The organism is Pseudomonas sp. MF6776 (assembly GCF_016613125.1).
In the GTDB taxonomy this organism is placed as follows: domain Bacteria; phylum Pseudomonadota; class Gammaproteobacteria; order Pseudomonadales; family Pseudomonadaceae; genus Aquipseudomonas; species Aquipseudomonas iridis.
In genome coordinates this window covers 119,570-144,200 of the sequence record NZ_JAENSQ010000015.1, presented here as the reverse complement: position 1 = coordinate 144,200, position 24,631 = coordinate 119,570, and the positions used below count along the sequence as shown (strand labels likewise).

10 protein-coding genes are annotated in these 24,631 nt (G+C 60.7%); 3 read left to right on the top strand and 7 right to left on the bottom strand.

The window, feature by feature from the left end:
- Nucleotides 1-7 precede the first annotated feature (7 nt).
- Entirely contained in the window at nt 8-793 is a 786-nt protein-coding gene (locus JJD74_RS31500; RefSeq protein WP_371857642.1) for a methyl-accepting chemotaxis protein, read from the top strand.
- Between the two features lie 135 nt (nt 794-928).
- Here JJD74_RS31500 and JJD74_RS18395 read toward each other — a convergent pair whose 3' ends face one another.
- The 5 genes from JJD74_RS18395 to JJD74_RS18375 form a co-directional block, all read right to left on the bottom strand.
- A complete protein-coding gene (locus JJD74_RS18395) occupies nt 929-1,396 on the bottom strand; it encodes an SRPBCC family protein (protein ID WP_042557017.1) in 468 nt (155 codons plus the stop codon).
- A gap of 22 nt (nt 1,397-1,418) precedes the next feature.
- Nucleotides 1,419-4,814 carry an amino acid adenylation domain-containing protein gene (locus JJD74_RS18390; protein WP_200616464.1) on the bottom strand — a complete coding sequence of 1,132 codons (3,396 nt, stop codon included), beginning with the start codon at nt 4,812-4,814 and terminating at the stop codon, nt 1,419-1,421.
- A 10-nt stretch (nt 4,815-4,824) separates the two neighbouring features.
- Nucleotides 4,825-5,754, bottom strand: a complete 930-nt coding sequence (locus JJD74_RS18385; protein WP_200616461.1) for a diiron oxygenase — start codon at nt 5,752-5,754, stop codon at nt 4,825-4,827.
- A complete protein-coding gene (locus JJD74_RS18380) occupies nt 5,751-6,527 on the bottom strand; it encodes a DUF3050 domain-containing protein (RefSeq protein WP_042557020.1) in 777 nt (258 codons plus the stop codon). The genes JJD74_RS18385 and JJD74_RS18380 overlap by 4 nt, the downstream gene beginning before the upstream one ends.
- A 768-nt stretch (nt 6,528-7,295) precedes the next feature.
- Complete coding sequence (locus tag JJD74_RS18375) at nt 7,296-8,006, bottom strand: GntR family transcriptional regulator (protein ID WP_042557021.1); 711 nt, start codon at nt 8,004-8,006, stop codon at nt 7,296-7,298.
- Between the two features lie 197 nt (nt 8,007-8,203).
- Between JJD74_RS18375 and lapG the strand changes: the two genes are divergently transcribed.
- Nucleotides 8,204-8,896 (top strand): cysteine protease LapG, encoded by a 693-nt coding sequence (gene lapG, locus JJD74_RS18370; RefSeq protein ID WP_042557022.1) that lies wholly within the window; start codon nt 8,204-8,206, stop codon nt 8,894-8,896.
- 14 nt (nt 8,897-8,910) lie between these two features.
- Complete coding sequence (lapD, locus tag JJD74_RS18365; protein WP_042557023.1) at nt 8,911-10,857, top strand: cyclic di-GMP receptor LapD; 1,947 nt, start codon at nt 8,911-8,913, stop codon at nt 10,855-10,857.
- A 98-nt stretch (nt 10,858-10,955) separates the two neighbouring features.
- On the opposite strand, the gene JJD74_RS18360 is transcribed toward lapD, so the two are convergent.
- Nucleotides 10,956-11,294 carry a hypothetical protein gene (locus JJD74_RS18360; protein WP_042557024.1) on the bottom strand — a complete coding sequence of 113 codons (339 nt, stop codon included), beginning with the start codon at nt 11,292-11,294 and terminating at the stop codon, nt 10,956-10,958.
- Between the two features lie 148 nt (nt 11,295-11,442).
- Complete coding sequence (locus JJD74_RS18355; RefSeq protein WP_200616458.1) at nt 11,443-24,381, bottom strand: retention module-containing protein; 12,939 nt, start codon at nt 24,379-24,381, stop codon at nt 11,443-11,445.
- Between the last annotated feature and the right edge of the window lie 250 nt (nt 24,382-24,631).

Here is a 24,631-nt window from a genome sequence, read left to right as displayed (position 1 = left end):
ACGCGTGATGGCTTCGTCCAACGCTTCCATCGTCGGTTCGGACGAGCAAAGTGCGCGCACCAACAGCGTCGCCGCCGCGATCAACGAACTGGGTGCCGCCACTCAGGAAATCGCCCGCAATGCTGCCGATGCTTCGCAGCACGCCAGCGGCGCGAGTGAGCAGGCTGATGACGGTCGCCAGGTGGTGGAGCAAACCATTCTGGCGATGACCGAGTTGTCGCAGAAGATCAGCCTGTCGTGCACGCAGATCGAAACGCTGAACGCCAGCACCGACAACATCGGCCACATCCTCGATGTGATCAAAGGCATTTCGCAGCAGACCAATCTGCTGGCGCTCAACGCCGCGATTGAAGCAGCACGTGCAGGTGAAGCCGGACGCGGTTTTGCGGTAGTGGCGGACGAGGTACGTAACCTCGCCCATCGCACCCAGGAATCGGCGGAAGAGATCCACAAGATGATCACGTCGTTGCAGGTCGGTTCACGTGAGGCGGTGAGCACCATGAACGCCAGCCAGGCGTCCAGCGAGCAAAGCGTTGAAGTGGCCAACCAGGCCGGTTTGCGCCTGGTCAGCGTGACCCAGCGCATCGGCGAAATCGACGGCATGAACCAGTCGGTAGCCGCTGCGACTGAAGAGCAGACGGCGGTGGTGGAAACCCTCAACGTCGACGTTAACCAGATCAACCTGTTGAACCAGCAGAGCGTGGCCAACCTCAACGAAACGTTGAAGGATTGTGATGCGTTGTCGCAGCAGGCGAATCGTTTGAAGCAGTTGGTGGACAGCTTCAAGATCTGATCGCGTTATCGTTCATCGCGGACAAGTCCGCTCCCACAGGTTTTTTGGCGAACACAACATTTGTGAACGACCTGGACCCTGTGGGAGCTGGCTTGCCAGCGATGGCGGTAGTTCACTCACCGCTCAACTCAAGCCCTAAACGAACAGCTTCAACACATTCCCCATCGCATCATCCGCAAACCCCTGCACAAAATCCTTGAACCCCGGCAACGCCTCCGCCCCTCCACTGGCCGGCTCGGCAATGATCGTCCAGGTCGCCCGCGACTGCCCTTCGCCCAACGATTCAACCTTCATCGCCGCCCAAAGATTGGCCACGCCCAGGGTGTTGTAGATCGTCGTCCAGGTCATGCTTTGCGCCTGCTCGTCGCGGGAGTTGAGTTGTTCAACCACCACGTTGCCATCCCTGAAGAATTTCTTGCGCAGCGAGGACACACCCTCACCGGTCATCTCGATGTGCGACAGCGCCGGAATGAAACGGTCGAAACCGCCGAAGTCGCCGACCACCGCCCAGACTTTCGTCGCTTCTGCTGGTACTTCAACCGAGGACATGACGTGGCAGCCGTGCGGGTTTTTGATCAGGGTGTCGGGTTGCAGAGTGTTCATGGTGGTGCTCCTTTTTGATGAACTAGATGAAGTTGATTTCTTTCAGGTAATCGCAGCCGCGGCGCAGCAGCGCCGGGGATTTTTCCGGGTAATGCGCGCCCATCTGCTGCACGCCGGCTTGCGCGTTGGCGTGGCCGATCAGAGAGATGTCGCCGATGTCTTCTTCGAAGCCGTTGAGGTAGAAACCGAGCACGCCGAACAGCGCGTTGTCGGCGTCGACCCGTCCCAGTTGTTGTTGCCAGTCGGCGACGCTGACCAGCGAGAACTCGCTGCCGGTATCGCGGAACGAGGCAACGTAGGCGTCCCAGCTCAGAGGCTCGGGGTTGTGCAGGTTGAACACCGCCCGTTCCGCCGCGTAACGGCTGGCGTGAAAGGCGATGAAGCGGGCGAGAAAGTCCACCGGCATCAGGTCGAAATTCAGTGCGAATGCAGGCACCTGGCCGAGCTGAATCGAGCCTTTGAGCATCAGCATCAAGCGGTTTTTGTGCGGCTGGCAGACGCCGCTCAGGCTGTTGAAACTGATGTTGCCGGGGCGATACAGATTGACCCGTACACCCAGCGTCCGCGCCCGTTCGAGGATGCGTTCGCCGACCCATTTCGACAGGTTATAGCCATTGCGGATGTAGATCGGTGGCGTCGGCGCGGCAGGCAACTCCAGCACCCGACCCGCGTCGTCGACCGTGCTTGAAGCCGACAGTGTCGAGACAAAATTGAAGACCTTTTTGCTGCGCCCTTCGCACAGGCGCAGTAGCTCGAAAATCGGCTCGACGTTGTCCGCTGCCAGCGACTCGTAATCAAGGACGTGATTGACGTTGGCCGCGTTGTGCACCAGCGCACCGAACTCACTGTCCAGCCGTTGATAGTCGTCCTCCCCCAGCCCGAGTTGCGGACGGGTGATGTCTGCCGCGTACACCCGCACCCGACTCAGATCCAGATGTTCCAGCCGGTTTTCGCGCAGTGCCTGAGCGAAGCGCTGCGCCGCTGTTTGCCCGCCCCCGTCGCGCACCAGGCACGCCACTTCACTGGCGCCCCAACCGAGCAGCGCCTCGACGATGTGCACGCCGACAAAACTGTTGGCGCCGGTGACGATCACCTTGTGCACATCGCCCATGCGGCTGATTGGCAGCGGTTCGATGTCCAGCGTACGCTCGGCGTCGGCCATGGCCTGGACGCTGAGTACGGCGCTGTCATCGGTGCCGCGCACTAGCGTGGCGAGTTTGATGATGGTCGGCTGTTCGATGAAGCGATTGATCGAGATGCTGCGGCCAAACTCTTCACGCAAGCGCAGCAACATGCGCGACAGCAGAATCGAGTGGCCGCCGAGATTGAAGAAACTCTCGTCGGTGGAAATATCGCTGGTCGGCAGCTCCAGCAACTCCGCCCAGATCTCCAGCAGCAGCGCTTCGTCTTCATTGGCCGGCAGGCATTTCGGGCCGTTGTCCTGCACGCTCACCGGTAACCCCAGCAGCGCTTTTCGGTCGACCTTGCCATTGCTGGCGAACGGCATGCTCGGCAGCTCAGTCCACGCCACCGGTTGCATGTAGTCGGGTAGAAACTGCTGGGCGTGGGCTTTCAATGCGTCGCGGGCGGCGTCCGTTTGCGGCTGGGCGAGAAACGCCAGAATCCGTCGCTGACTGTTGATCACCACCGCCACCTGTCGGTACAACTGGCTCTCGCGCAGGCAGCGTTCTATCTCTTCCGGCTCGACCCGAAAGCCACGGATCTTCACCTGATTGTCGCGTCGCCCGCACAGCTCGATGCCGTGCTCGCCCCACTTGGCCATGTCGCCACTGCGATAGGCGCGCAGTTGCTCGCCGCCCGGCAGGTTGAGGGTCAGATAGCGCTCGGCGGTCTGCTGTGGATTGTTGAGGTAACCGAGGCAGACACCGGGGCCGACGATGAACAATTCGCCGACGGTGTGCTCGGCCACCGGTTGCAGGTCGTCATCGAGAATCAGCACATGGCTGTTGGCGATCGGTGCACCGAGCGTACGATTGCTGTCACCCGGTTCGAGCTGCCGCGCGGTGATCAAAACCGTGGCTTCAGTGGGGCCGTAGAGGTTGTGCAGTTTGCCTTGGCGGGTCAGTTGCTCGATGACGAACGGCTCGCAGACATCGCCCCCCGTCATTACCTGCTGCACGCCTTGCAGTTGTTCCAGCGGCAGGATGCTCAACAGCGCCGGTGGCAGGAACGCGTGTGTAAGTTGTCGGCGGCGAATCAGTGCGACCAGTTGCAGCGGATCGCGCCGTTGCGTGTCGTCGGGCACCACCAGTTCGGCGCCTTCGAGCAAGGTCGGGAAAATGTCGATCAGCGACGAGTCGAAACTCAGCGAAGAGAACTGCAGTACCCGGCTACTGGTGTTGAGTTGTGTGTAGTCGGCGTACCACGCAGTGAAGTGCGCAAGGTTTGCCTGACTGAGCAACACACCCTTCGGATGCCCGGTGGTGCCCGAGGTGTAGAGCGCCATGCACGGCGCGTCGAGTTCGGGGCGCTGGCGCATCAACGGTTGCGCGAGGTTTGCGTCGGCCCTGTCGATGTGGCTGACATCCAGCCCCGGCATTGATTCGCTCAGCGGGTGCAAACCGTCATGCAGCAACAGCAGCGCGCCCGCGTTTTGCAGAATGTATTGCTGGCGCTGCAACGGATGACTGGGTTCCAGCGGCAGATACACCGCTCCACTGCCGAGAATCGCCAGAATGGAGGCGAACAGCGCGGGGCTTTTCGGTAAACAAATGCCTACCACCCAAGGCTGCGGATGCGGGTCGAGCAGGGGCTGCAAGCGCTGTTGGATCGCCTGGCTATGCGCATGCAACTGTCGATAGCTGATCGACTGCTCAGCGAGGTGCAGCGCCGGCCGATCGGCGTGGCGAATCAGGCTCTGTTGCAGGCGCTGGATCAGCGGAATCTGCGCCCGTTCCAGCAGTGCGGCATTCACTGTGGCGTTAAGGCGATGGACGTAGGCAAGGCTGTCGAGAAACTGCAGGTTTTCCAGCCGCTCGAAATCCGGCGCCGTCACCGCAGCGGCATACCGCAAGTATTCCGGGTCGCGGGAGTAGCGGCTGACCAGCAACGACACTTCGTCCACCACGTGCATCAGCACCCTTTGGCGCAATGCCTGCCCGTTGCCGGACGGCTCATCGCCAATCGGCACGCGGCTGATCAATGTCGAGCCGAGAAAGCACAGCAGGTCGATCGACGGCAGACCTGCATTGCTATGCCCACCGCCCCCCAAACGCAGATGCAGGTGTGGGATCGCGCAGAAGTCGCCAGCCGCAATGAAGCCATCGTCAATGATCAAATCCACCGTCGATTTCGCTGCGCCGCTGCGATCCAGGGAGTGACCCTGCTGTTCAAGTTCCTGCGCCAGGTCGGTCATCGCCTGGCTGGCGCCAATCAATAAAATATCGAGACGTTTCATGTCGGCCTCCTCAAACCAGGTAGTCGCGCAGGGCGTGCTGCACGCACGGTGTGTCGAGCAGCGAGCTGTTGTGGAAAAACTTGATGATGTTGCCCACCAGTGGGTGATGGCGATTGATCGGGAAGGCCAGACCGGTCATCTCTTCCTTGAGCGAAAGGCGCGTCTCTTCGCTGACCTGCAGGGCATCGATCAGGCGTAAATCGAAGGATTTCTGGATGTCGTTGGTCAGGTAATGGCCGATGAACACCGGCAGGATTTTCGCGATGGCTTCACGATCAGCCACGCTCGCGGTGTGCCAATAGATACGCACCATCCGCGCCCAGAAACTGGAATGACGACCCTCGTCGAGCAAGTGGTCGGCCATCAGGCCTTTGATCGACGGCTTGACCGTGTCGTCGCGGGCGAACGCCGCCACGTCGCCGGTCACGGTGTTCTCGGCGATGGCCACGCAGATCAGTTCCACGGCGCTGCGCAGATGTTCCGGCGCCAGCGCGACAGCAGCGGGAATCGCCCGGCTCAGTTCGATTTGATCCGGCAAGCGGATCGGCTCAATGCCGGTCATGGCGACCGTCTGCTGCATGAAATCCATCGCCACCAGCGCGTGGTAATCCTCGTCGACCACAACGGTCATCGCGTCGTAACGACAGGCGAACGGGAACGCTACGGCGAAGCGGTTCTTGGCAATGCTGCGCGCGGTCTTGTCGACGATTTCGGTCTCGAAAATCACCACGTCGTTGATGAACTTGTACAGCGTCTGCACCAAGGCGAAATCACGTTGCTGCGGGCATTCACGCAGGAAGGTTTCGCTGAGCACCAGTGGTTGGCGACTGAGCGGATAGATCAGACGCTCGTCGTTTTCCAGAACGCGGCGCGGGCGCGTGCGGATGGTGGCGCGGCTTTCCCAGGCATCTGCAAAGGACTGATAGTCGGCGGCGTTCATTGGGCAACCTCCGCCAACGGCTCGCGCATGCTCACGCGCAGGCCATCCCACAGGGCGATGCGGCTTTCGACGGCGGCGATGGCGCTGGCGTATACCTCGGCCTCGCGTTGCGGATCGCCATCGACCAGGCGCTCGAGCAACTGCTCCGCCGCCGGGCCGTGATCCTCGGAGTCGACCTCGATGTGCCGCTCCAGGTAATAGCGAAAGGTCGGCGCCTGCTCGATGCCGATGCCCCAGTCGTCGAGGATGCGCTGGAACATGGTCGGGATCACACTTTCGCGACCATGAAGGAACGCGGCGGCAACGCTGTGCCCCGGCGCATGCAGGGCGGTGCGCAAGGTGTCACGGACGAATTGGGCAGCGGCCGGATCGACGTCGACACTTTGCAGCGCCACGTCATAACTCACGCCTTCCTTTTGCAGCGCGACGAAGCGTTCCGCCGCCGAGGTGCTAGCGCCGACTTCGCGCATGGCATCCAGATACAACTCGAAATGACTGTAATGACCGTGGCTCAGGCGGTCGTCGGATTCCTCTCCGAGGACAATCTCGTTGATCAGGCGCGCAGCATGCGGATCACGCGGCGGCAGCCAGGGCAAACGGGTGCAGGTCAGTTCCTGCTGCAGGCGTTTGGTCAGTGACATGAAATCCCACACGGCAAACACGTGGCTTTCCATGAAACGTCGCAAAACAGTCATTGAATCAATTTCGGCAAAAATCGGGTGAGCGCTGAGTTCGGCTTTTTTCAGGGCAAGTTGGTGCTTTGTATTAGACATGACGGGGCTCTATCCTTGATATGAAATGGACAATACGTTGCAACTGCGTAATCGATGGAGCGGCGGTTCGTTAAACTTTTTTTCGGGCGAGCAGTGACCTCATGCAAGTTAATGAAGTTGAACTAAGCGTCTATGCGTACAGCACGCTAGTCAGGCGAGGTATCGCCCTCTATTGCTCATGCTGTGGGGCTGTGTGCGGCAGGAGAAGAGATCTCAAGCTCGGCGGAGAAAAACTAATACATCGGAAAACAACTTAACAAGTATATTTTTTAATTATTTTTAGTTGTCGTTTTTTCAAGTGTGAGAGTGTCCGATAAAACTCTTCGAGTAAGTTTTATTCAGGCGAAGTTGCTCCTTTCGGTCAATAAATACCAAAATCGAATAAACAGAGTGAATGCCTCACTCGAAGCAACTTTTAAATTGAAAAAATTGAAGTTGTTTAAGGGGGTGAAAGGTGGCCTGGAACGGCGCCGATCTTTCCTTTTCCCGTGACAAGGCTCCTTCCGTAGGTTCCTGTTGCGGGGACTGCGCCTTCAGTGCGGTGCGTCGCCCGTTCTTTATTGTGTTGGCGGTTCAAGACTGAGGGTAAATGGCCTTCACGGCTATTACCGATTGGTCACCGCGAGGCGTACCGATTTCGGGCTTGTTTGGCGCAGGAGGTTAGAGCGCAGGAGGGGATATGCCAGTGGATTCGTGCCCGTAGGGCGGGGGATTTGTAAGCGGGTTATTCGCCGGGCAGAAGCATTGCTCCCCTCCCGGCGTGCAGGTTCAGCGTGCGGCTTTGCGGTGTTGTGCTTCAGGGCTGGCGAGATAGCGGTTGATGACTTCAACACCGCGGTTGAGGTGCTGCTCAAGCAGCGCCACCGAACGTTCGACATCACGCTCCATCACCGCTTGCAGCATGGCGCGGTGGTCGTCCTGAGACAGCTTGCCCAGGCCCATGGCCTCGAGGTTGAAGCGCAGGAAGCGCTCTTCTTCGTTGAGCCCGTCTTCGACCAGCCGCAATAGCCGCCGGTTGGGTGCCTTGCTGTACATCGCCATGTGCAGCAAACGGTTGAGCCGGCCGATCTCCGTGTAATCGTGCTGGGTCTCGAGCTCGTCGATATACCTGGCCGCCTGCTCGTGATCGGCAGCGGTCAGCAGCGGAATGGATTGGCGCATGGCTTCGGACTCAAGCAGAATCCGCAGCTCGTAGGTTTGCGTGGCATCACCCTGAATCAGCGGCGCAACCACTGCGCCTTTGTGTGCGGTCACACTCAGCAGCGCCTGTGCCTCAAGCTGACGCAAGGCTTCGCGCACGGGCATGCGGCTGACCCCGAACAGATCGGCCAGATCCTGCTGGCGCAGGGCGGTACCGCAGGGCAAGCGTCCATCAAGGATGGCTGCGCGCAAGGTTTCTTCGATGATCGAGCGAGCCAAGTGTGCGGGAATGGGCCCATCGACTTTAATGCTCTGCAGCGGTTTGGGCTTCTGTGTCACGACTACGCACCCTGTATGTCGACTGAATTTGGATCCAAAGGACACTAGTGATTGCTCTACAGCTTGTCAAACCGTGTAGAGGATCGACGCCTGCAATACAGTTTAGCGCGGTCACGATGATCTCATGGTGCCATTGTTTTTTAACGGGCTAAGCTTCACCATCAAACGCTTTCCTTCCTGCCCTCTGGAAACCTGCTGTGGCGGTACGTTTCGCGATCCCTCGGATGATGCGCTGGCTAGGCTGCGCACTGTTGCTGGCCGGCCTCATGCTGGGCGGTCTGAATGCCGATTGGGATTTTTCCGCGATCAGCCGCAAGGCCACGGCGATCTACGGACCGCTGGGCGCCGGACAGCAGCGGATCGATGCCTGGCAAAATCTGTTGGCCACGCAGAAACAGGTCAGCGAAATGGAAAAACTCAAAGTGGTGAACCTGTTCTTCAACAAACAGGTGCGCTATGTCGAAGACATTGATCTGTGGCATGAGGTCGACTATTGGGAAACCCCCATCGAAGCACTGTGGAAAGGCGCCGGTGACTGCGAAGACTATGCGATCGCCAAGTATTTCAGCCTGCGTCATCTCGGGGTGTCCAGTGACAAGCTGCGCATCACTTACGTCAAGGCACTGCGCCAGAACCGCGCGCACATGGTGCTGACGTACTATGCCACTCCCGATGCCATGCCGCTGGTGCTCGACAGCCTGATCGATCCGATTCAGCCTGCCTCCCAGCGAACCGATTTGCTGCCGGTCTACTCTTTCAATGCTGAAGGTTTGTATTTGCCGGGCGCCAAGGGCAACAAAAAGGTCGGCGACACCAAGCGCCTGTCGCGCTGGCAGGATGTGCTGAAGAAAATGCAGGCCGAAGGTTTCGCGATCGAAACGATTAACTAGGAGCACGCGCTCAGATGTCCTTGTTCAAACAGCTGTTGCTCGCTATCTGTCTGTTCCTGGTGGTCGCCTTCACCGGCAGCTTCATGGTCAGTCTGGAGAGCTCGCGTACCCAGTACGTCAACCAGTTGCGCTCTCACGCTCAGGACGCCGCCACGGCGTTGGCGTTGTCGCTGACGCCGAATATCGACGACCCGGCGATGGTCGAGCTGCTGGTCAGCTCGATTTTCGACAGCGGTTACTACGCGAGCATCCGCGTGGTCGATGTGAAGACCGACCAGACCATCGTCGAGCGCAACGGCGCGCCCACGGTGAGTAACGTGCCGGACTGGTTCGTCAAACTGATCGGTCTGGAGCCGGCCGGCGGTGATGCATTGGTCAGTCGCGGCTGGGAACAGGCCGCGCGGGTCGAGGTGGTCAGCCATCCGATGTTTGCCGTGGCCAAGCTGTGGCAGAGCGCGTTGGGCAGCCTCGGTTGGCTGTTGGTTTGCGGCGCCGTGAGTGCGGTGCTCGGCGCGCTGCTGCTGCGTCGCCAGTTGAAGCCGCTGGATTACATGGTCAAACAGTCCCACGCCATCGCCCGGCGTGAATTCCTCAGCCTGCCGGACCTGCCGCGCACCCCTGAACTTCGCCGTGTGGTTCAGGCGATGAACCAGATGGTCGAGAAGCTCAAGGCGCTGTTTCAGGAGCAGGCCGAGCGCAGCGAAAAACTGCGCGCCGAGTCCTATCAGGACAACCTCACGGGGCTGGCCAACCGGCGTTATTTCGAGATGCAACTGAACAATCGCGTGAGCAACCCGGAGCAGGCCAGCTCAGGTTATCTGCTGCTGTTACGGGTCCAGGATCTGGCCGGATTGAACCAGCGCCTGGGTGGTCAGCGCACCGATGAATTGTTGAAAGCGGTCGGCGAGCAACTGTCGCGCGAATGCGCCAAATACCCGGAAACCCAGAATCTCGTCACGCGTATTCGTGGCGGTGAGTTTGCCGTGCTGGCGCCGGGTCTGGTGCGTGAGGAAGCGCTGCAACTGGCGCAGAACCTCGACAGTGCCCTGAGCAGCCTCCACGCCACCGGCGCAACTGACGTGGCGGCGGTAGCCTCGATCGGTCTTGCACCGTTTGCACACGGTGATTCACCACAAGCGGTGCTCAGTCTCGGCGATCAGGCATTGGCCCAGGCCGAAGGGCAGGGCGAGCAGAACTGGGCGTGTATCGATCACAGCCTGAACGCCGATGTTGGCGACGATCACCATGCCTGGCATCGCTTGCTTGACCAGGCTCTGAGTCAGCAGCGCTTCGAGTTGTATTTCCAGCCAGTGGTGGCCGCGCAAGACACGCAACTGGTGCTGCATTACAAAGTGCTGTCGCGCTTGCTCGACGAGCAGGGCCAGACCGTTCCGGCCGGCCGCTTCTTGCCGTGGCTGGAGCGCTTCGGCTGGACCGCACGGCTCGATCGCCTGATGCTGGAGCGTGTGCTGGAGCAGATGAAAGAACATGAGGATTCGTTGGCGCTGAACCTGTCTTCGGCTACGTTGGCGGACCCACAGGCATTGAACAAAATCTTCGAGATTTTGCGGATGCATTCCAACCTCGGCCCACGCCTGACCCTTGAGATCGGCGAGGAGCAATTGCCTGAACAGGCGGTGCTGGAGCAATTGACCCGGCGTCTGCGTGAACTGGGTTTCTCCCTGAGCCTGCAACGTTTCGGCGGACGCTTCAGCATGATCGGCAACCTGGCGCGGCTAGGGCTGGCGTACTTGAAGATTGATGGCAGCTACATTCGGGCGATTGATCAGGAGAGCGACAAGCGTCTGTTTATCGAAGCCATCCAGCGCGCGGCGCACAGCATTGATCTGCCGCTGATTGCCGAGCGGGTCGAGACGGAAGGGGAGTTGTCGGTGATTCGCGAGATGGGCTTGTATGGGGTTCAGGGGCAGCTGTTGGGTGAGCCCAAGCCTTGGAAGTAAATCTCAAGATTTGAAAGCGAAAAGATCGCAGCCTTCGGCAGCTCCTACATTGGAATGCGTTCCCTGTAGGAGCTGCCGAAGGCTGCGATCTTTTGCTTCTAAATCAACCCGCCCTCATCCTCATCAATCAACTGACTTAACCCGCCCAATGCCTCACGTGCCTGAGTCCGGTCCATCAGCTTGGCCTGGGCCGCTTCCGGCAGGTCGGTGACGCGGATCACACCTTTGCTGGTCAGCACCTGAATCAGGTCGTCGAGTACCCGAATCATCTCAAAGTCGCTCTGCTTGAGCTGTTTGAGGCTGTTTTCCACGGCTTCGTTGGCGTACCAGGCCTGGATTTCATGGTGGTCGGCCGGCAGCGTTTCCGTGGCCTCGGCGTAGGCCGCAGCTTCCACGCGAATCAACTCACCTTGCGCATCGCGTTGCACGTAAAACATTGGGCATCCCTCAGATATGAACCAGCGTCATGCTGTCAGCAGCATAGCCAACTGCGCGCAAGTATGCGGTGCGGCGACCCAATCGTCACCGCTGCGCTCATCACAAACATGACGGCCGCCCTGGAAGGGCGGCCGTTTTTTACGTGGATCAGCTGTTGTTGTGGTCGACTTTGATGGTCGGGTCGCTGCCGGCAATCAGGTTGTGGATGTTGGCGCTCGACCAGTTGTTGCCTTCCAGTTTGATCGTCACGTCCGGCGTTGCTGCTGCGGCGTCACCCGAGTTGAACTTGCCTGCCGAGCTGACTTGCAGCGACGACGTGCCATCGACCGTGGTGATCTTCAGGAAGTTGTCGATGGTGCTGCCGGTTTCGCCCTGCAACAGATCACGCAAGTCGATACGGTCACCTTCGCTGGCCTTGAAGTCCTTGATCACGTCGCTGCCGGTGTCACCCGCCTTCCAGACGAAGGTGTCGGCGCCGGAACCACCGATCAGGATGTCATTGCCCTGACCGCCGATCAGCGTGTCGTTGCCGGTACCGCCCAGCAGGATGTCATTGCCTTTGCCGCCGTCGAGCAAATCGTTGCCGCCCGAACCAAACAGGATGTCATTGCCCGCGCCGCCCAACAGGGTGTCGTTGCCGTCATGCGAACCGGACACATCGAACGCCTGATAGTGCTCGGTGATGTACTGGTGCACATTGCTGGTGCTGACTTTGCTGACCTCGACGCCGGTTTCCCTGGCGACGAACGCCTGCATTGCCTGGTAACCCTCGCCGGTAATGCCGTTGAAGCTCACCAGATCGCCGAACAGGATGTCGTTGCCGGCACCACCGTTGACGGTGTCGTTGCCCGGCATCGTCGCTTCGGTGTGGCCGATGATCGAGTTGGCCAGGTCTTTCGGATCGATGTTGGTTTGCGGCGTCTTGTCCGAATCGTACGGTTTCAGGTCGTTGAGGCTGACACCGCTGTTAAGGCCGATGGCTTCGACGTTCGACAGGTTGCTGAGCAACGAGAAGCTGCTGCTGGAGTTGGCAGTGGTGTAGTAATCGGTGCTGTTACCGCTGCCCGCCAGGCCGGAGAACTCGTAGGTGCCGTCGCCCTGGGCGTGCAGTGTGCCGCTGAAGTTCTGGTACGACCAGCTGCCGCCCGACTTGGTCCAGACCTTCACAGAGCCGTTCGCGCTGATATCGATCTGGTGCGAGCTGTCCGGATACAGGCTGACGGCGGTCCCCAACTTATAGTTGGTGGTGGTGATCAGGCTATCGAGGGTTTTGTTGCCGTACAGGTACGGGTTGGTCGATTCGCCGGTCTGGTAGTAGGTCGGCTGGCCATCGGTGATGAAGTACGTCAGGTTCTTCGCACCGGTGTTGGCTACCGCTTCGGTGCTTTGGAAGAAGTTGGCCGTAGTTTTGAACACGTCCTCGTAGTTGGTACCGCCGCCGGACGTCATGGAGTCCAGCACGGCCTTGAGCTGGGTCAGCGCGCTCGGATCGTTGAGGTTTACCGACACCGATTTATTGACCTGGGCATCGAAGTCCACCAGGAAGATGTTCACCGTGCCCGAGTTGCTGCCGCCCAGGCTCTGCTTGAGGGTGTTGAACACCGAGGTCAGCGAGTCCTTGGCCGAGTTGAGCGACGAGGTGCTCATACTGCCGGAGCTGTCGACCATGAACGCGATGTTGTAGTTGGTACCCGGCACTACGGTCAGACCGCCGATGTCGGCAACAATGATGTCGTTGCCATCGGTACCGACGACATTGTCATCAGCCGAAGTCGCGGTAATGGCGTTGTAGACCGCCGGCACCACGGTGACCGGAATGGTCGCGGTGCTGCTGGCCGAACCGCCCACGGCTTCGGTGGAGGTCGAAGTCACGGTCAGGTTGAACTGGCCGTTGTAGTAGGTCGGCGGGGTCACGGTCAGGCTACCGAGGCTCCAACCGGTGACGTTGGCTTCGCCGTTGCTCGCGGTGACGGTGAAGCTATGGCCGGCGCCGTCGCTCAGTACCGAACCGACCGGTGCGCCGCTGATCTTCACGCTCAGGGTTTCCGAGCCGTCGGTGTCGGTCAGCGCGGTGTTGATCGCCGACAGTTTCACCGTGGTGCCTTCGGCGCCGGTGTTGAGTTTGTAGCCGTCGTAATAGCCTTCGCCGTTAGTACCGTGCAGGTCGGAGACGGTCACGCCGGAGTTCACCAGATCCTGCACGCCGGTGTAGATCGGCACGCCAGCGCTGCTCAGGTCAATTGGCGTGCTGCCGTTGACCGACAGGTTCACGTCATAGCTGCCCGGGCCACTCTGGTTGTGGTGGTAGATGTCCAGGGTGTAGTAGCCGCTGGTGGTCGGGGTGAACGAACCGCTGATCGCGCCGCCCGCGCCCCAGGTACCCGACGCCACGTTCTTGCCGCCGATGGTGATCAGCAGGCTGTCGTCGGCCACACCACTGAAGCTGTAGGTCTTGCCGGCTTCCAGGTAGATCAGGCCCGACGTTTTCGATGCGGTGCCAGCCGTCACGCTGCCGTCGGACTGCACGTTGGTCACGCTGCCGCTGGAGTTAGGCGTGCCAGCGCCGTCGATCACGTTCTTCAGGGTGGTCGAGTCTGCGCCGTTGCCGTTGGTGCCAAGGCCCGACAGACCGGTCCAGACTTCCTTGATCAGCCCGGTCGACCTCACGCTGTTGTCGGCGACGCCCAGAGTCGGAGCGTCCGCCACTGGTGTGATGTCGATCTTCACGGTGCCGGTATTGCCCAGCAGTTGGCCGTCGGTTGGCTGGAACTTGATCTGCGCATAGTCGGCCTGGTTGTTGCCCATGCCGGTGCCGCCATAACCGTTCACGCCCGACTCGTTGGCGTCAGGCATGAAGCGCAGCTTGCCAGCGTCGATGTCAGCCTTGCTGAAGGTCTGGTTGTTGGCGACGTCTTTCCAGGTCGAACCGTCGAGGTACTGCAGTTTGCCCTCACCCGGCAGCTGGGTGATTTTCACCCCGAGGCTGCTGGCCGGGCTGTCAACGTCGCTCACGCCGAAGGTCGACCAGCCCAGGATCAGCGGGGTGTCTTCGGTGCCGGTGACGTTGATTGGCGCTGCAACCGGTGCGTCGTTCACCGCCACCACATTGACTGTGGTGGTTGCGGTGTTGGAGTAGTTGCCGCCATCGGTCACGGTCACGGTGATGATGCGCGGCACGGTGCTCGGATCTTCACTGTTGTTGGTGAAGCTGATGTTCTTGATCGCCTGCATGTAATCGGCAAGCGTCGCGTTACCCGACAGAGTCAGGGTGACAGTGCCGTTGGTGCTGATTGCATTGATCGTGATGCCGTTGACACTGTTGCCCAGATTCAGCGCATCGCCGTCCTGACGGTTGGTCAGCACGACGGTGGCGCCGGTCAGCATGGTGCTGTCCGGGTCGGTGATTCTGATATCGGTGTCGGCAATCGACACGCCGGCGCCCGGTGTGTTCTCGGTAAAGGTCACCTTGTAGTCGGCCCCGGTGGCGCCGCTGGAGTTGTTGGCGTCCAGATCGATAACCGGTGGCGCATCGTTGTCGATGATCGAGGTGCTGACGCTGCCATTGGTGGTGCTGACCGCCAGATTCTCGAAGTTGCCGCCAGTGGCCGAGTCGATCTTGACCACGAAGTTCTCGGTGCCTTCGGTGATCTTGTCATCGAGGGTCGCGACGTTGAACTGCGCGCTGCTGGCGCCGGCCGGGATCTTCACGGTGTACACGCCAGTGAAGTCCGAACCGTCGGCAGCGGTGCCGCTGTAGACGATTTTCAGGGTCACCTCGGTTTGCGCCGGGTGCGTCAGGCTGACGGTATAGCTGGCGGTCTGACCTTCAGTTACCGAGGTGCTGCCGGTGATGCTGGCAGTGGTGGTGTCGATGGTGTCGGTGACGCTGGTCACGGCCGGAGTCGTGCTCGGCACCAGTTTTTCGAAGTTGCCACCTGTGGCGGTGCTGATCGTTGCCTGCACGGAACCGGCGTCTCTGTAGACGTCATCGGTCGGCGCAGGAATGGTCACGGTGCCGGTAGTTTTGCCAGCGTCGATGGTGATGACCGAGCCGTTCGACAGGGTCACGGTCACTGGCGAGCCAGCAGCGTTGGTCAGCGTCGCGGTGTAGGTGATTTGACCACCTTCGGCCACAGAACCGGTTGCCGTCAGCGACAGGTTGGTGGTGTCGACGGTGTCGGTCACGGTGGTGCTGACCGGGGTTTTGTCGGCTACGAGGTTTTCGTAGTTGCCGCCGGTTACGTCGGTGATCGAGTTGGTGATCGGCGCGTGGCCAGTCAGCACATCGTTCGGCGCAACGAAGGTCGCGGTGCCAGTGGTCTGGCCGACGCCGATAGTAATCGTCTGACCGTTGGCCAGTGTCACGACGACAGGCGAGTCGGTCACTGGTGCTCCGACGGTAGCGGTGTAGACGACGTTGCCGCCTTCAGCCGCTGTGCCGGTGGCGGTCAGCTTCACTGTCGTTGTGTCGATGGTGTCAGTGACGCTGGTCACTGCTGGAACAGTGCTTGGCACCAGGTTTTCGAAGTTGCCACCGGTCGCGGTGCTGATCGTTGCCTGCACGGAACCGGCGTCTCTGTAGACGTCATCGGCTGGCGCAGGAATGGTTACGGTACCGGTGGTTTTGCCAGCGTCGATGGTGATGACCGAGCCGTTCGACAGGGTCACGGTCACTGGCGAGCCAGCAGCGTTGGTCAGCGTCGCGGTGTAGGTGATTTGACCACCTTCGGCCACAGAACCGGTCGCAGTCAGCGACAGGTTTGTAGTGTCGACAGTGTCGGTCACGGTGGTGCTGACCGGGGTTTTGTCGGCTACGAGGTTTTCGTAGTTGCCGCCGGTTACGTTGGTGATCGAGTTGGTCAGCGGGGTGTGACCGGTCAACGCGTCATTCGGCGCAGTCGTTATCGCAGTGCCAGAGGTTTGGCCGACGCCGATGGTGATGGTCTGACCGTTAGCCAGGGTCACAACAACCGGCGAACCGGTGACTGGAGCACCGACAGTGGCGGTGTAAGTGACAGTGCCACCCTCAGCCGCCGACTCGGTCGCGGTCAGCTTCACGGTGGTGGTGTCGATGGTATCGGTAACGTCGGTCACGGCCGGAACGGTGCTTGGCACCAGATTCTCGAAGTTACCGCCAGTGGCAGTCGAAATGGTCGCTTCGACTTTGCCCGCGTCTTTGTAGACGTCATCGGTCGGCGCTGGGACGGTCACAGTACCGAACGTTTTGCCAGCATCAATGGTGATCACGGCACCGTTCGACAGGGTCACCGTCACTGGCGAACCAGCAGCGTTGGTCAGGGTCGCGGTGTAGGTGATTTGACCACCCTCGGCCACGCTGCCGGTCGCCGTCAGCGACAGGTTGGTGGTGTCGACGGTGTCAGTCACGGTTGTCGAAACAGGCGTCTTGTCAGCCACCAGATCTTCGTAATTGCCGCCGCTCACCGCGGTAATCGAGTTGGTGATTGGCGCATGACCAGTCAACGCGTCATTCGGCGCAGTCGTTGTGGCGGTGCCAGTGGTTTGGCCGACGCCGATGGTGATGGTCTGCCCGTTCGCCAAGGTCACGACAACCGGCGAACCCGTTACTGGCGCGCCGACAGTTGCGGTGTAAGTGATATTGCCACCTTCAGCTGCCGACTCGGTCGCGGTCAGTTTGACGGTGGTGGTGTCGATGGTGTCAGTAACATCGGTCACGGCTGGTGTGGTGCTTGGCACCAGGTTCTCGAAGTTACCGCCAGTGGCAGTCGAAATGGTCGCTTCGACTTTGCCCGCGTCCTTGTAGACGTCATCGGTCGGCGCTGGGACGGTCACAGTACCGAACGTTTTGCCGGCATCAATGGTGATCACGGCACCGTTCGACAGGGTCACCGTCACTGGCGAGCCAGCAGCGTTGGTAAGCGTCGCGGTGTAGGTGATTTGACCACCCTCGGCCACGCTACCGGTCGCGGTCAGCGACAGGTTGGTGGTGTCGACGGTGTCGGTGACGTTTGTCGAAACCGGGGTTTTGTCAGCCACCAGATCTTCGTAATTTCCGCCGCTCACCGCGGTAATCGAGTTGGTGATTGGCGCATGACCAGTCAACGCGTCATTCGGCGCAGTCGTTGTCGCAGTGCCAGTGGTCTGGCCGACGCCGATGGTGATGGTCTGACCGTTCGCCAAGGTCACGATAACCGGCGAACCCGTTACCGGCGCGCCGACAGTTGCGGTGTAAGTAACAGTGCCACCCTCAGCTGCCGACTCGGTCGCGGTCAGTTTGACGGTGGTGGTGTCGATGGTATCGGTAACGTCGGTCACGGCCGGAACCGTGCTTGGCACCAGATTCTCGAAGTTGCCGCCAGTGGCAGTCGAAATGGTCGCTTCGACTTTGCCCGCATCTTTGTAAACGTCATCGGTCGGCGCAGGAACGGTCACGGTACCAGACGTCTTGCCAGCTTCGATGGTGATCACAGCGCCGTTCGACAGGGTCACCGTAACCGGCGTGCCGGCCGGGTTGGTCAGCGTCGCGGTGTAAACGATCGAACCGCCTTCAGCCACCGAATCGGTCGCGGTCAGGTTCAGGTTGGTGGTGTCGGTGGTGTCCGAAACCGCGGTGTCAGCGGGCTTGCCGTCGATAGCGAGGTTTTCGTAGTTGCCGCCGGTGGCGCCGTCGATGGTCACGCTCAGGGAGCTGCCGCCAGCCAATGGGCTGTTCGGCGCGACGAAGTTCACAGTGCCGGTGGTTTCGCCCACGGCGATGGTGATGGTCTGGCCGTTGGACAGGGTTACCACGACTGGGGAGCCGGTCACCGGTGCGGTCACGGTTGCGGTGTAGACCACGGTTTCGCCTTCGGCGACGTTCGCGGTGGCGCTCAGCGACACGGTGGAGGTGTCGATGGTGTCGTTGACGGTGGTCACGGCCGGCACAGTGCTCGGCACCAGGTTTTCGAAGTTGCCGCCAGTGGCAGTCGAAATGGTTGCTTCGACTTTGCCGGCGTCTTTGTAGACGTCATCGGCTGGCGCAGGAACGGTCACGGTGCCGGTGGTTTTGCCCGCTTCGATAGTGATTACAGAGCCGTTCGACAGAGTCACAGTCACTGGCGAACCGGCAGCGTTGGTCAGGGTCGCGGTGTAAGTGATCTGGCCGCCTTCATTTACCGAACCGGTGGCGCTGAGCGACAGGTTGGTGGTGTCGGTGGTGTCAGTTACGGTTGTGCTGACCGGGGTTTTGTCGGCTACGAGGTTTTCGTAATTACCGCCGGTTACGTCGGTGATCGAGTTAGTCAGCGGTGCATGACCGGTCAACACATCATTCGGTGCGGTGGTGCTCACGGTGCCAGTGGTCTGGCCAACGCCGATGGTGATGGTCTGACCGTTGGCCAGGGTCACGACCACAGGCGAACCGGTAACCGGTGCACCCACAGTCGCTGTGTAAGTAACAGTGCCGCCTTCAGCCGCGGATTCTGTCGCGGTGAGTTTGACGGTCGAGGTGTCGATGGTGTCAGTAACGTCGGTCACGGCTGGTGTGGTGCTTGGAACCAGGTTCTCGAAGTTACCGCCAGTGGCAGTCGAAATGGTCGCTTCGACTTTGCCCGCATCTTTGTAAACGTCATCGGTCGGCGCCGGAACGGTCACGGTACCAGACGTCTTGCCAGCTTCGATGGTGATCACAGCGCCGTTCGACAGGGTCACCGTAACCGGCGTGCCGGCCGGGTTGGTCAGGGTCGCGGTGTAGGTGATCTGGCCACCCTCAGCCACGGAACCGGTCGCAGTCAGCGACAGGTTTGTAGTGTCGACAGTGTCGGTCACGGTGGTGCTGACTGGAGTTTTGTCAGCTACGAGGTTTTCGTAGTTGCCACCGGTTACGTCGGTGATCGAGTTGGTGATCGGCGCGTGGCCAGTCAATGCATCGTTCGGCGCAGTCGTTATCGCGGTGCCAGTGGTTTGGCCAACGCCGATGGTGATGGTCTGACCGTTGGCCAGGGTCACGACCACAGGCGAACCGGTAACCGGTGCACCCACAGTCGCTGTGTAAGTAACAGTGCCACCCTCAGCCGCCGATTCTGTCGCGGTGAGTTTGACGGTCGAGGTGTCGATGGTGTCAGTAACGTCGGTCACGGCTGGTGTGGTGCTTGGCACCAGGTTCTCGAAGTTACCGCCAGTCGCTTCCTTAATGGTGACTTCGACTTTGCCAGCGTCTTTGTAAACGTCATCGGCTGGCGCTGGAACGGTCACGGTGCCGGTGGTTTTACCCGCTTCGATAGTGATTACAGAGCCGTTGCTCAGAGTCACGGTCACTGGCGAACCGGCAGCGTTGGTCAGGGTCGCGGTGTAGGTGATCTGGCCACCCTCGGCCACAGAACCGGTCGCTGTCAGCGAAAGGTTGGTGGTGTCGACCGTATCGGTTACCGAAGTCACGGCTGGCGTTTTGTCCGCCACCAGATTTTCGTAATTGCCGCCGCTGGTGCCGTCAATCTTCACGCTCAGGGTGTTGCCACCGGCGAGTGCATCGTTCGGCGCAGTGAAGTTGACGCTCCCGCTGCTGGCGCCGACCGGGATGGTGATGGTCTGGCCGTTGGACAGGGTCACGACAACCGGTGAGCCGGTGACCGGCGCGGTCAAGGACGCGGTGTAAACCACCACGCCACCTTCAACGGTGCTCGCCGTGGCGGTCAGCGAAACGGTGCTGTTGTCGATGGTGTCGGTAACGTCGGTGACGGCAGGGGTCTTGTCGACCACCAGGTTCTCGAAGTTGCCGCCGGTGGTCGTGGTGATGCTCGCGTCGACTTTGCCGGCGTCCTTGTACACGTCATCGTCGGGAGCTGCGACGGTGGCGGTGCCGGTAGTCGCGCCTTTGGCGATGTTGATCACCGCGCCGTTGCTCAAGGTCACGGTCATGGCCGTGCCGGCTGCATTGGTCAATGTGGCGGTGTAGATAATCGAGCCGCCCTCGGCGACCGAACCGGTCGCGCTCAGGCTGATATTGGTGGTGTCGACGGTGTCGGTCACGGTGGTGCTGACCGGGGTTTTGTCAGCGACCAGATTTTCGTAGTTGCCGCCGGTCACGTTGGTGATCGAGTTGGTCAGCGGTGTATGGCCGGTCAATACGTCGTTCGGTGCAGTAGTGGTCGCGGTGCCTGTGGTCTGGCCCACGGCAATGGTGATGCTCTGGCCGTTGGCCAGGGTCACCACGACAGGTGAACCCGTCACGGGTGCGCCGACGGTAGCGGTGTAGATGACGCTGCCACCTTCAGCCGCGGTTTCGCTGGCGGTCAGTTTGACGGTGGTGGTGTCGACGGTATCGGTCACGTCGGTGACGGCCGCAACGGTGCTCGGCACCAGATTCTCGAAGTTGCCGCCGGTAGCATCCTTGATGGTCACTTCGACTTTGCCGGCGTCCTTGTAGACGTCATCGGCAGGCGCTGGAACGGTCACGGTGCCGGTGGTCTTACCAGCCTCGATGGTGATCACCGAACCGTTCGACAGGGTCACGGTAACGGGCGAGCCGGCAGCGTTGGTCAGGGTCGCGGTGTAGGTGATCTGGCCACCCTCGGCCACGGAACCGGTCGCACTCAGCGACAGGTTGGTGGTGTCGGTGGTATCAGTCACGGTGGTGCTGACCGGGGTTTTGTCGGCCACGAGGTTTTCGTAGTTGCCGCCGGTTACGTCGGTGATCGAGTTGACCAGCGGTGCATGGCCGGTCAATGCATCGTTCGGGGCAGTCGTTGTCGCGGTGCCGGAGGTCTGGCCAACACCGATGGTGATGGTCTGGCCGTTAGCCAGGGTCACGGTCACTGGAGAACCCGTCACCGGTGCACCGACAGTCGCGGTGTAAGTGACGGTGCCACCTTCTGCAGCGGACTCGGTCGCAGTCAGTTTTACGGTCGAGGTATCGACGGTGTCGGTAATCTCAGTGACGGCTGGAACGGTGCTCGGCACCAGGTTCTCGAAATTGCCGCCAGTCGCCGTGGCAATGGTCGCTTCGACTTTGCCAGCGTCTATATAGACGTCATCGGCAGGCGCCGGAACGGTCACGGTGCCGGACGTTTTGCCGGCATCAATGGTGATCACGGCACCGTTCGACAGAGTCACGGTGACTGGCGAGCCCGCAGCGTTGGTCAGTGTCGCGGTGTAGGTGATCTGGCCACCCTCAGCCACAGAACCGGTCGCCGTCAGCGACAGGTTGGTGGTGTCGGTGGTGTCAGTCACGGTGGTGCTGACCGGGGTTTTGTCAGCGACCAGATTTTCGTAGTTGCCGCCCGTCACGTTGGTGATCGAGTTGGTGACCGGGGCTTGGCCAACCAATGCATCGTTCGGTGCGGTGGTGGTCACGGAGCCAGTGGTCTGGCCGACAGCGATGGTGATGTTCTGGCCGTTGGCCAATGTCACCACGACCGGCGAGCCAGTCACCGGCGCGCCAACGGTGGCGGTGTAGGTGACGGTGCCACCTTCAGCGACCGAGGTATCGGCAGTCAGTTTTACGGTCGAGGTATCGACGGTGTCGGTAATCTCAGTGACGGCTGGAACGGTGCTCGGCACCAGGTTCTCGAAATTGCCGCCAGACGCCGTGGCAATGGTCGCTTCGACTTTGCCAGCGTCTATATAGACGTCATCGGCAGGCGCCGGAACGGTCACGGTGCCGGACGTTTTGCCGGCATCAATGGTGATCACGGCACCGTTCGACAGAGTCACGGTGACGGGTGAGCCAGCAGCGTTGGTCAGGGTGGCGGTGTAGGTGATCTGGCCACCCTCAGCCACGGAACCCGTTGCACTCAGCGACAGGTTGGTGGTGTCCGCGACGTCAGTCACGGTGGTCGAAACCGGCGTCTTGTCGGCCACGAGGTCTTCGTAGTTGCCGCCCGTCACGTTGGTGATCGAGTTGGTCAACGGTGCATTACCGGCCAGCGCATCGTTCGGCGCGGCAGCCGTCACGGTGCCAGTGGTCTGGCCGACGGCGATGGTGATGCTCTGACCGTTGGCCAGGGTCACGACAACCGGCGAGCCGGTCACTGGCGCACCAACGGTGGCGGTGTAAGTGACGGTGCCACCTTCCGCCACCGAAGTATCAGCGGTCAGTTTCACGGTCGAAGTGTCGACGGTGTCAGTGACTTCGGTCACCGCGGGCGTGGTGCTCGGGACAAGGTTCTCGAAATTGCCGCCAGTCGCCGTGGCAATGGTCGCTTCGACTTTGCCGGCGTCTTTATAGACGTCATCAGCAGGCGCCGGAACTGTCACGGTGCCGGTGGTGTTGCCAGCGTCGATAGTGATGACAGAACCGTTCGAAAGGGTCACGGTCACTGGCGTGCCAGCCGGATTGGTCAGGGTCGCTGTGTAAACGATCGAACCACCTTCAGCCACCGTGCCGGTGGCGCTGAGGCTCAGGCCGGTGTTGTCGACCGAGTCGGTGATGGTGGTCACTGCTGGTGTCGGGTTCGGCACCAGGTTTTCGAAGTTGCCGCCGGTAGCGCCAGTGATGGTGGTGCTGACAGTGCTGCCATTGTTGTAAACGTCGTTGGCCGCAGTCGGCACGTTGACGGTGCCGGTGGTCTGGCCCGCGTCAATGGTGATGGTCGAGCCATTCGACAGGGTGACGGTGACCGGCGTTTGAGCCGGGTTGGTCAGGGTCGCGGTGTAGGTGATCTGGCCACCCTCGACGACGCTGCCGGTCGCGGTCAGGCTCAGGCCGGTGTTGTCGACCGAGTCGGTAATGGTGGTCACTGCTGGTGTCGGGTTCGGCACCAGGTTTTCGAAGTTGCCGCCGGTAGCGCCAGTGATGGTGGTGCTGACGGTGCTGCCATTGTTGTAGACGTCATTGGCCGCAGTCGGCACGTTGACGGTGCCGGTGGTCTGACCCGCGCCGATGGTGATGGTCGAGCCGTTCGACAGGGTGACGGTGACCGGCGTTTGCGCCGGGTTGGTCAGGGTCGCGGTGTAGGTGATCTGGCCACCTTCGGTGACGCTGCCGGTCGCGGTCAGAGTCAGGCCGGTGTTGTCGACCGAGTCAGTGATGGTGGTCACTGCTGGTGTCGGGTTCGGCACCAGGTTTTCGAAGTTGCCGCCGGTAGCGCCAGTGATGGTGGTGCTGACAGTGCTGCCATTGTTGTAGACGTCATTGGCCGGGGTCGGTACGTTGACGGTGCCGGTGGTCTGACCCGCGCCGATGGTGATGGTCGAGCCGTTCGACAAGGTGACGGTGACCGGCGTTTGCGCCGGGTTGGTCAGGGTCGCGGTGTAGGTGATCTGGCCACCTTCGGTGACGTTCGGCCCCGCCGTCAGAGTGACGGTGGTGGTGTCGATGGTGTCGGTAACCTGAGTCGTGGCCGGTGTGGTCGGCGGCGTCACGGTGATGCCGTTGCCGCCGGTGGTGCCGGTGACGGTCACGTCGATCTGGGTCGGGTCGTTATAAACCGAGTCGTTCGGTGCCAGCGGTACGTTGACGGTACCGGTGGTCGAGCCGGCCGGAATGACAATCACCGAGCCGTTGGACAGGGTGATGGTCAGGTCGGTGAGCGGCGCCTGGGTCAGGGTCGCGGTGTACACCAGCACGCCGCCGGCTTCGGTGATGGTCGGCGTTGCGCTGAGGCTCAGGGTCGAATCACGCAGGGCATTCGTCGTGGTGTCGGTGTTCTGGCCCCCGGTGATGTTCTGTGCAGCCTGACCGGCCGAATTGATGCCCGCCGTCGGGAAACCAATAGTCGGATCAACGCGACCTGCCGTGGCGTCGAGCATCACGAAACTATGACCGCCGCCGGCTGCACCACCCGTACCTGCGGCGCTTGGGCCGGCAGCGGTGGCTTCGAGTGCGGTAGTCGGGTCGACACCGGCGGCGATGGCCTGCTGCAGTTCTTCTACAGACGGCGCAGCCTGCGCGGTGGCTTCGGACAGGTCAGTGCTGGAGTCGGGCGCGCTGGCGCTCCATTGGGTTTCACGACCCAGATCCAGGGTGCGGCCATCAGCCAATTCAAGTGTTACAGCGCCGGAAAGACCGGTGTCGATCTGATCGCCGACAAACAGTCGGTCGCCCTCAACGAGCACGCGGCGTACGCCCTCTGGGGACACCACGAATACCTGACCAACAATGCTTTTGACGATGGCAACAACACTGCTCATTGAAGACTCTCCGGGTGTCACGTTCAGTTGACTTCCATGAACCTGAAGGCATGGATGCCAATTCAGTCTGGACGTACTTTAAAAATGTGCGAAAAAAGTTTTGACGCGTCTAATCGTCAATAATTTGGCTATACTCTTTCGATATTAACTTTATGCCAAACTATTGACCTTCTGGGTGCCATCCTAAACAATCGCCCCACTAATGTCACATTGATATTCCGCGGCGACCTGTCCTTTTGCATGTGAACCA

What these genes read in the sequence shown, in the direction of transcription:
- JJD74_RS18390 (WP_200616464.1), bottom strand. Translation starts at nt 4,814, where the DNA reads ATGAAACGTCTCGATATTTTATTGATTGGCGCCAGCCAGGCGATGACC.
- JJD74_RS18385 (WP_200616461.1), bottom strand. Translation starts at nt 5,754, where the DNA reads ATGAACGCCGCCGACTATCAGTCCTTTGCAGATGCCTGGGAAAGCCGC.
- JJD74_RS18355 (WP_200616458.1), bottom strand. Translation starts at nt 24,381, where the DNA reads ATGAGCAGTGTTGTTGCCATCGTCAAAAGCATTGTTGGTCAGGTATTC.
- JJD74_RS18395 (WP_042557017.1), bottom strand. Translation starts at nt 1,396, where the DNA reads ATGAACACTCTGCAACCCGACACCCTGATCAAAAACCCGCACGGCTGC.
- lapD (WP_042557023.1), top strand. Translation starts at nt 8,911, where the DNA reads ATGTCCTTGTTCAAACAGCTGTTGCTCGCTATCTGTCTGTTCCTGGTG.
- JJD74_RS18360 (WP_042557024.1), bottom strand. Translation starts at nt 11,294, where the DNA reads ATGTTTTACGTGCAACGCGATGCGCAAGGTGAGTTGATTCGCGTGGAA.
- JJD74_RS31500 (WP_371857642.1), top strand. Translation starts at nt 8, where the DNA reads ATGGCTTCGTCCAACGCTTCCATCGTCGGTTCGGACGAGCAAAGTGCG.
- JJD74_RS18380 (WP_042557020.1), bottom strand. Translation starts at nt 6,527, where the DNA reads ATGTCTAATACAAAGCACCAACTTGCCCTGAAAAAAGCCGAACTCAGC.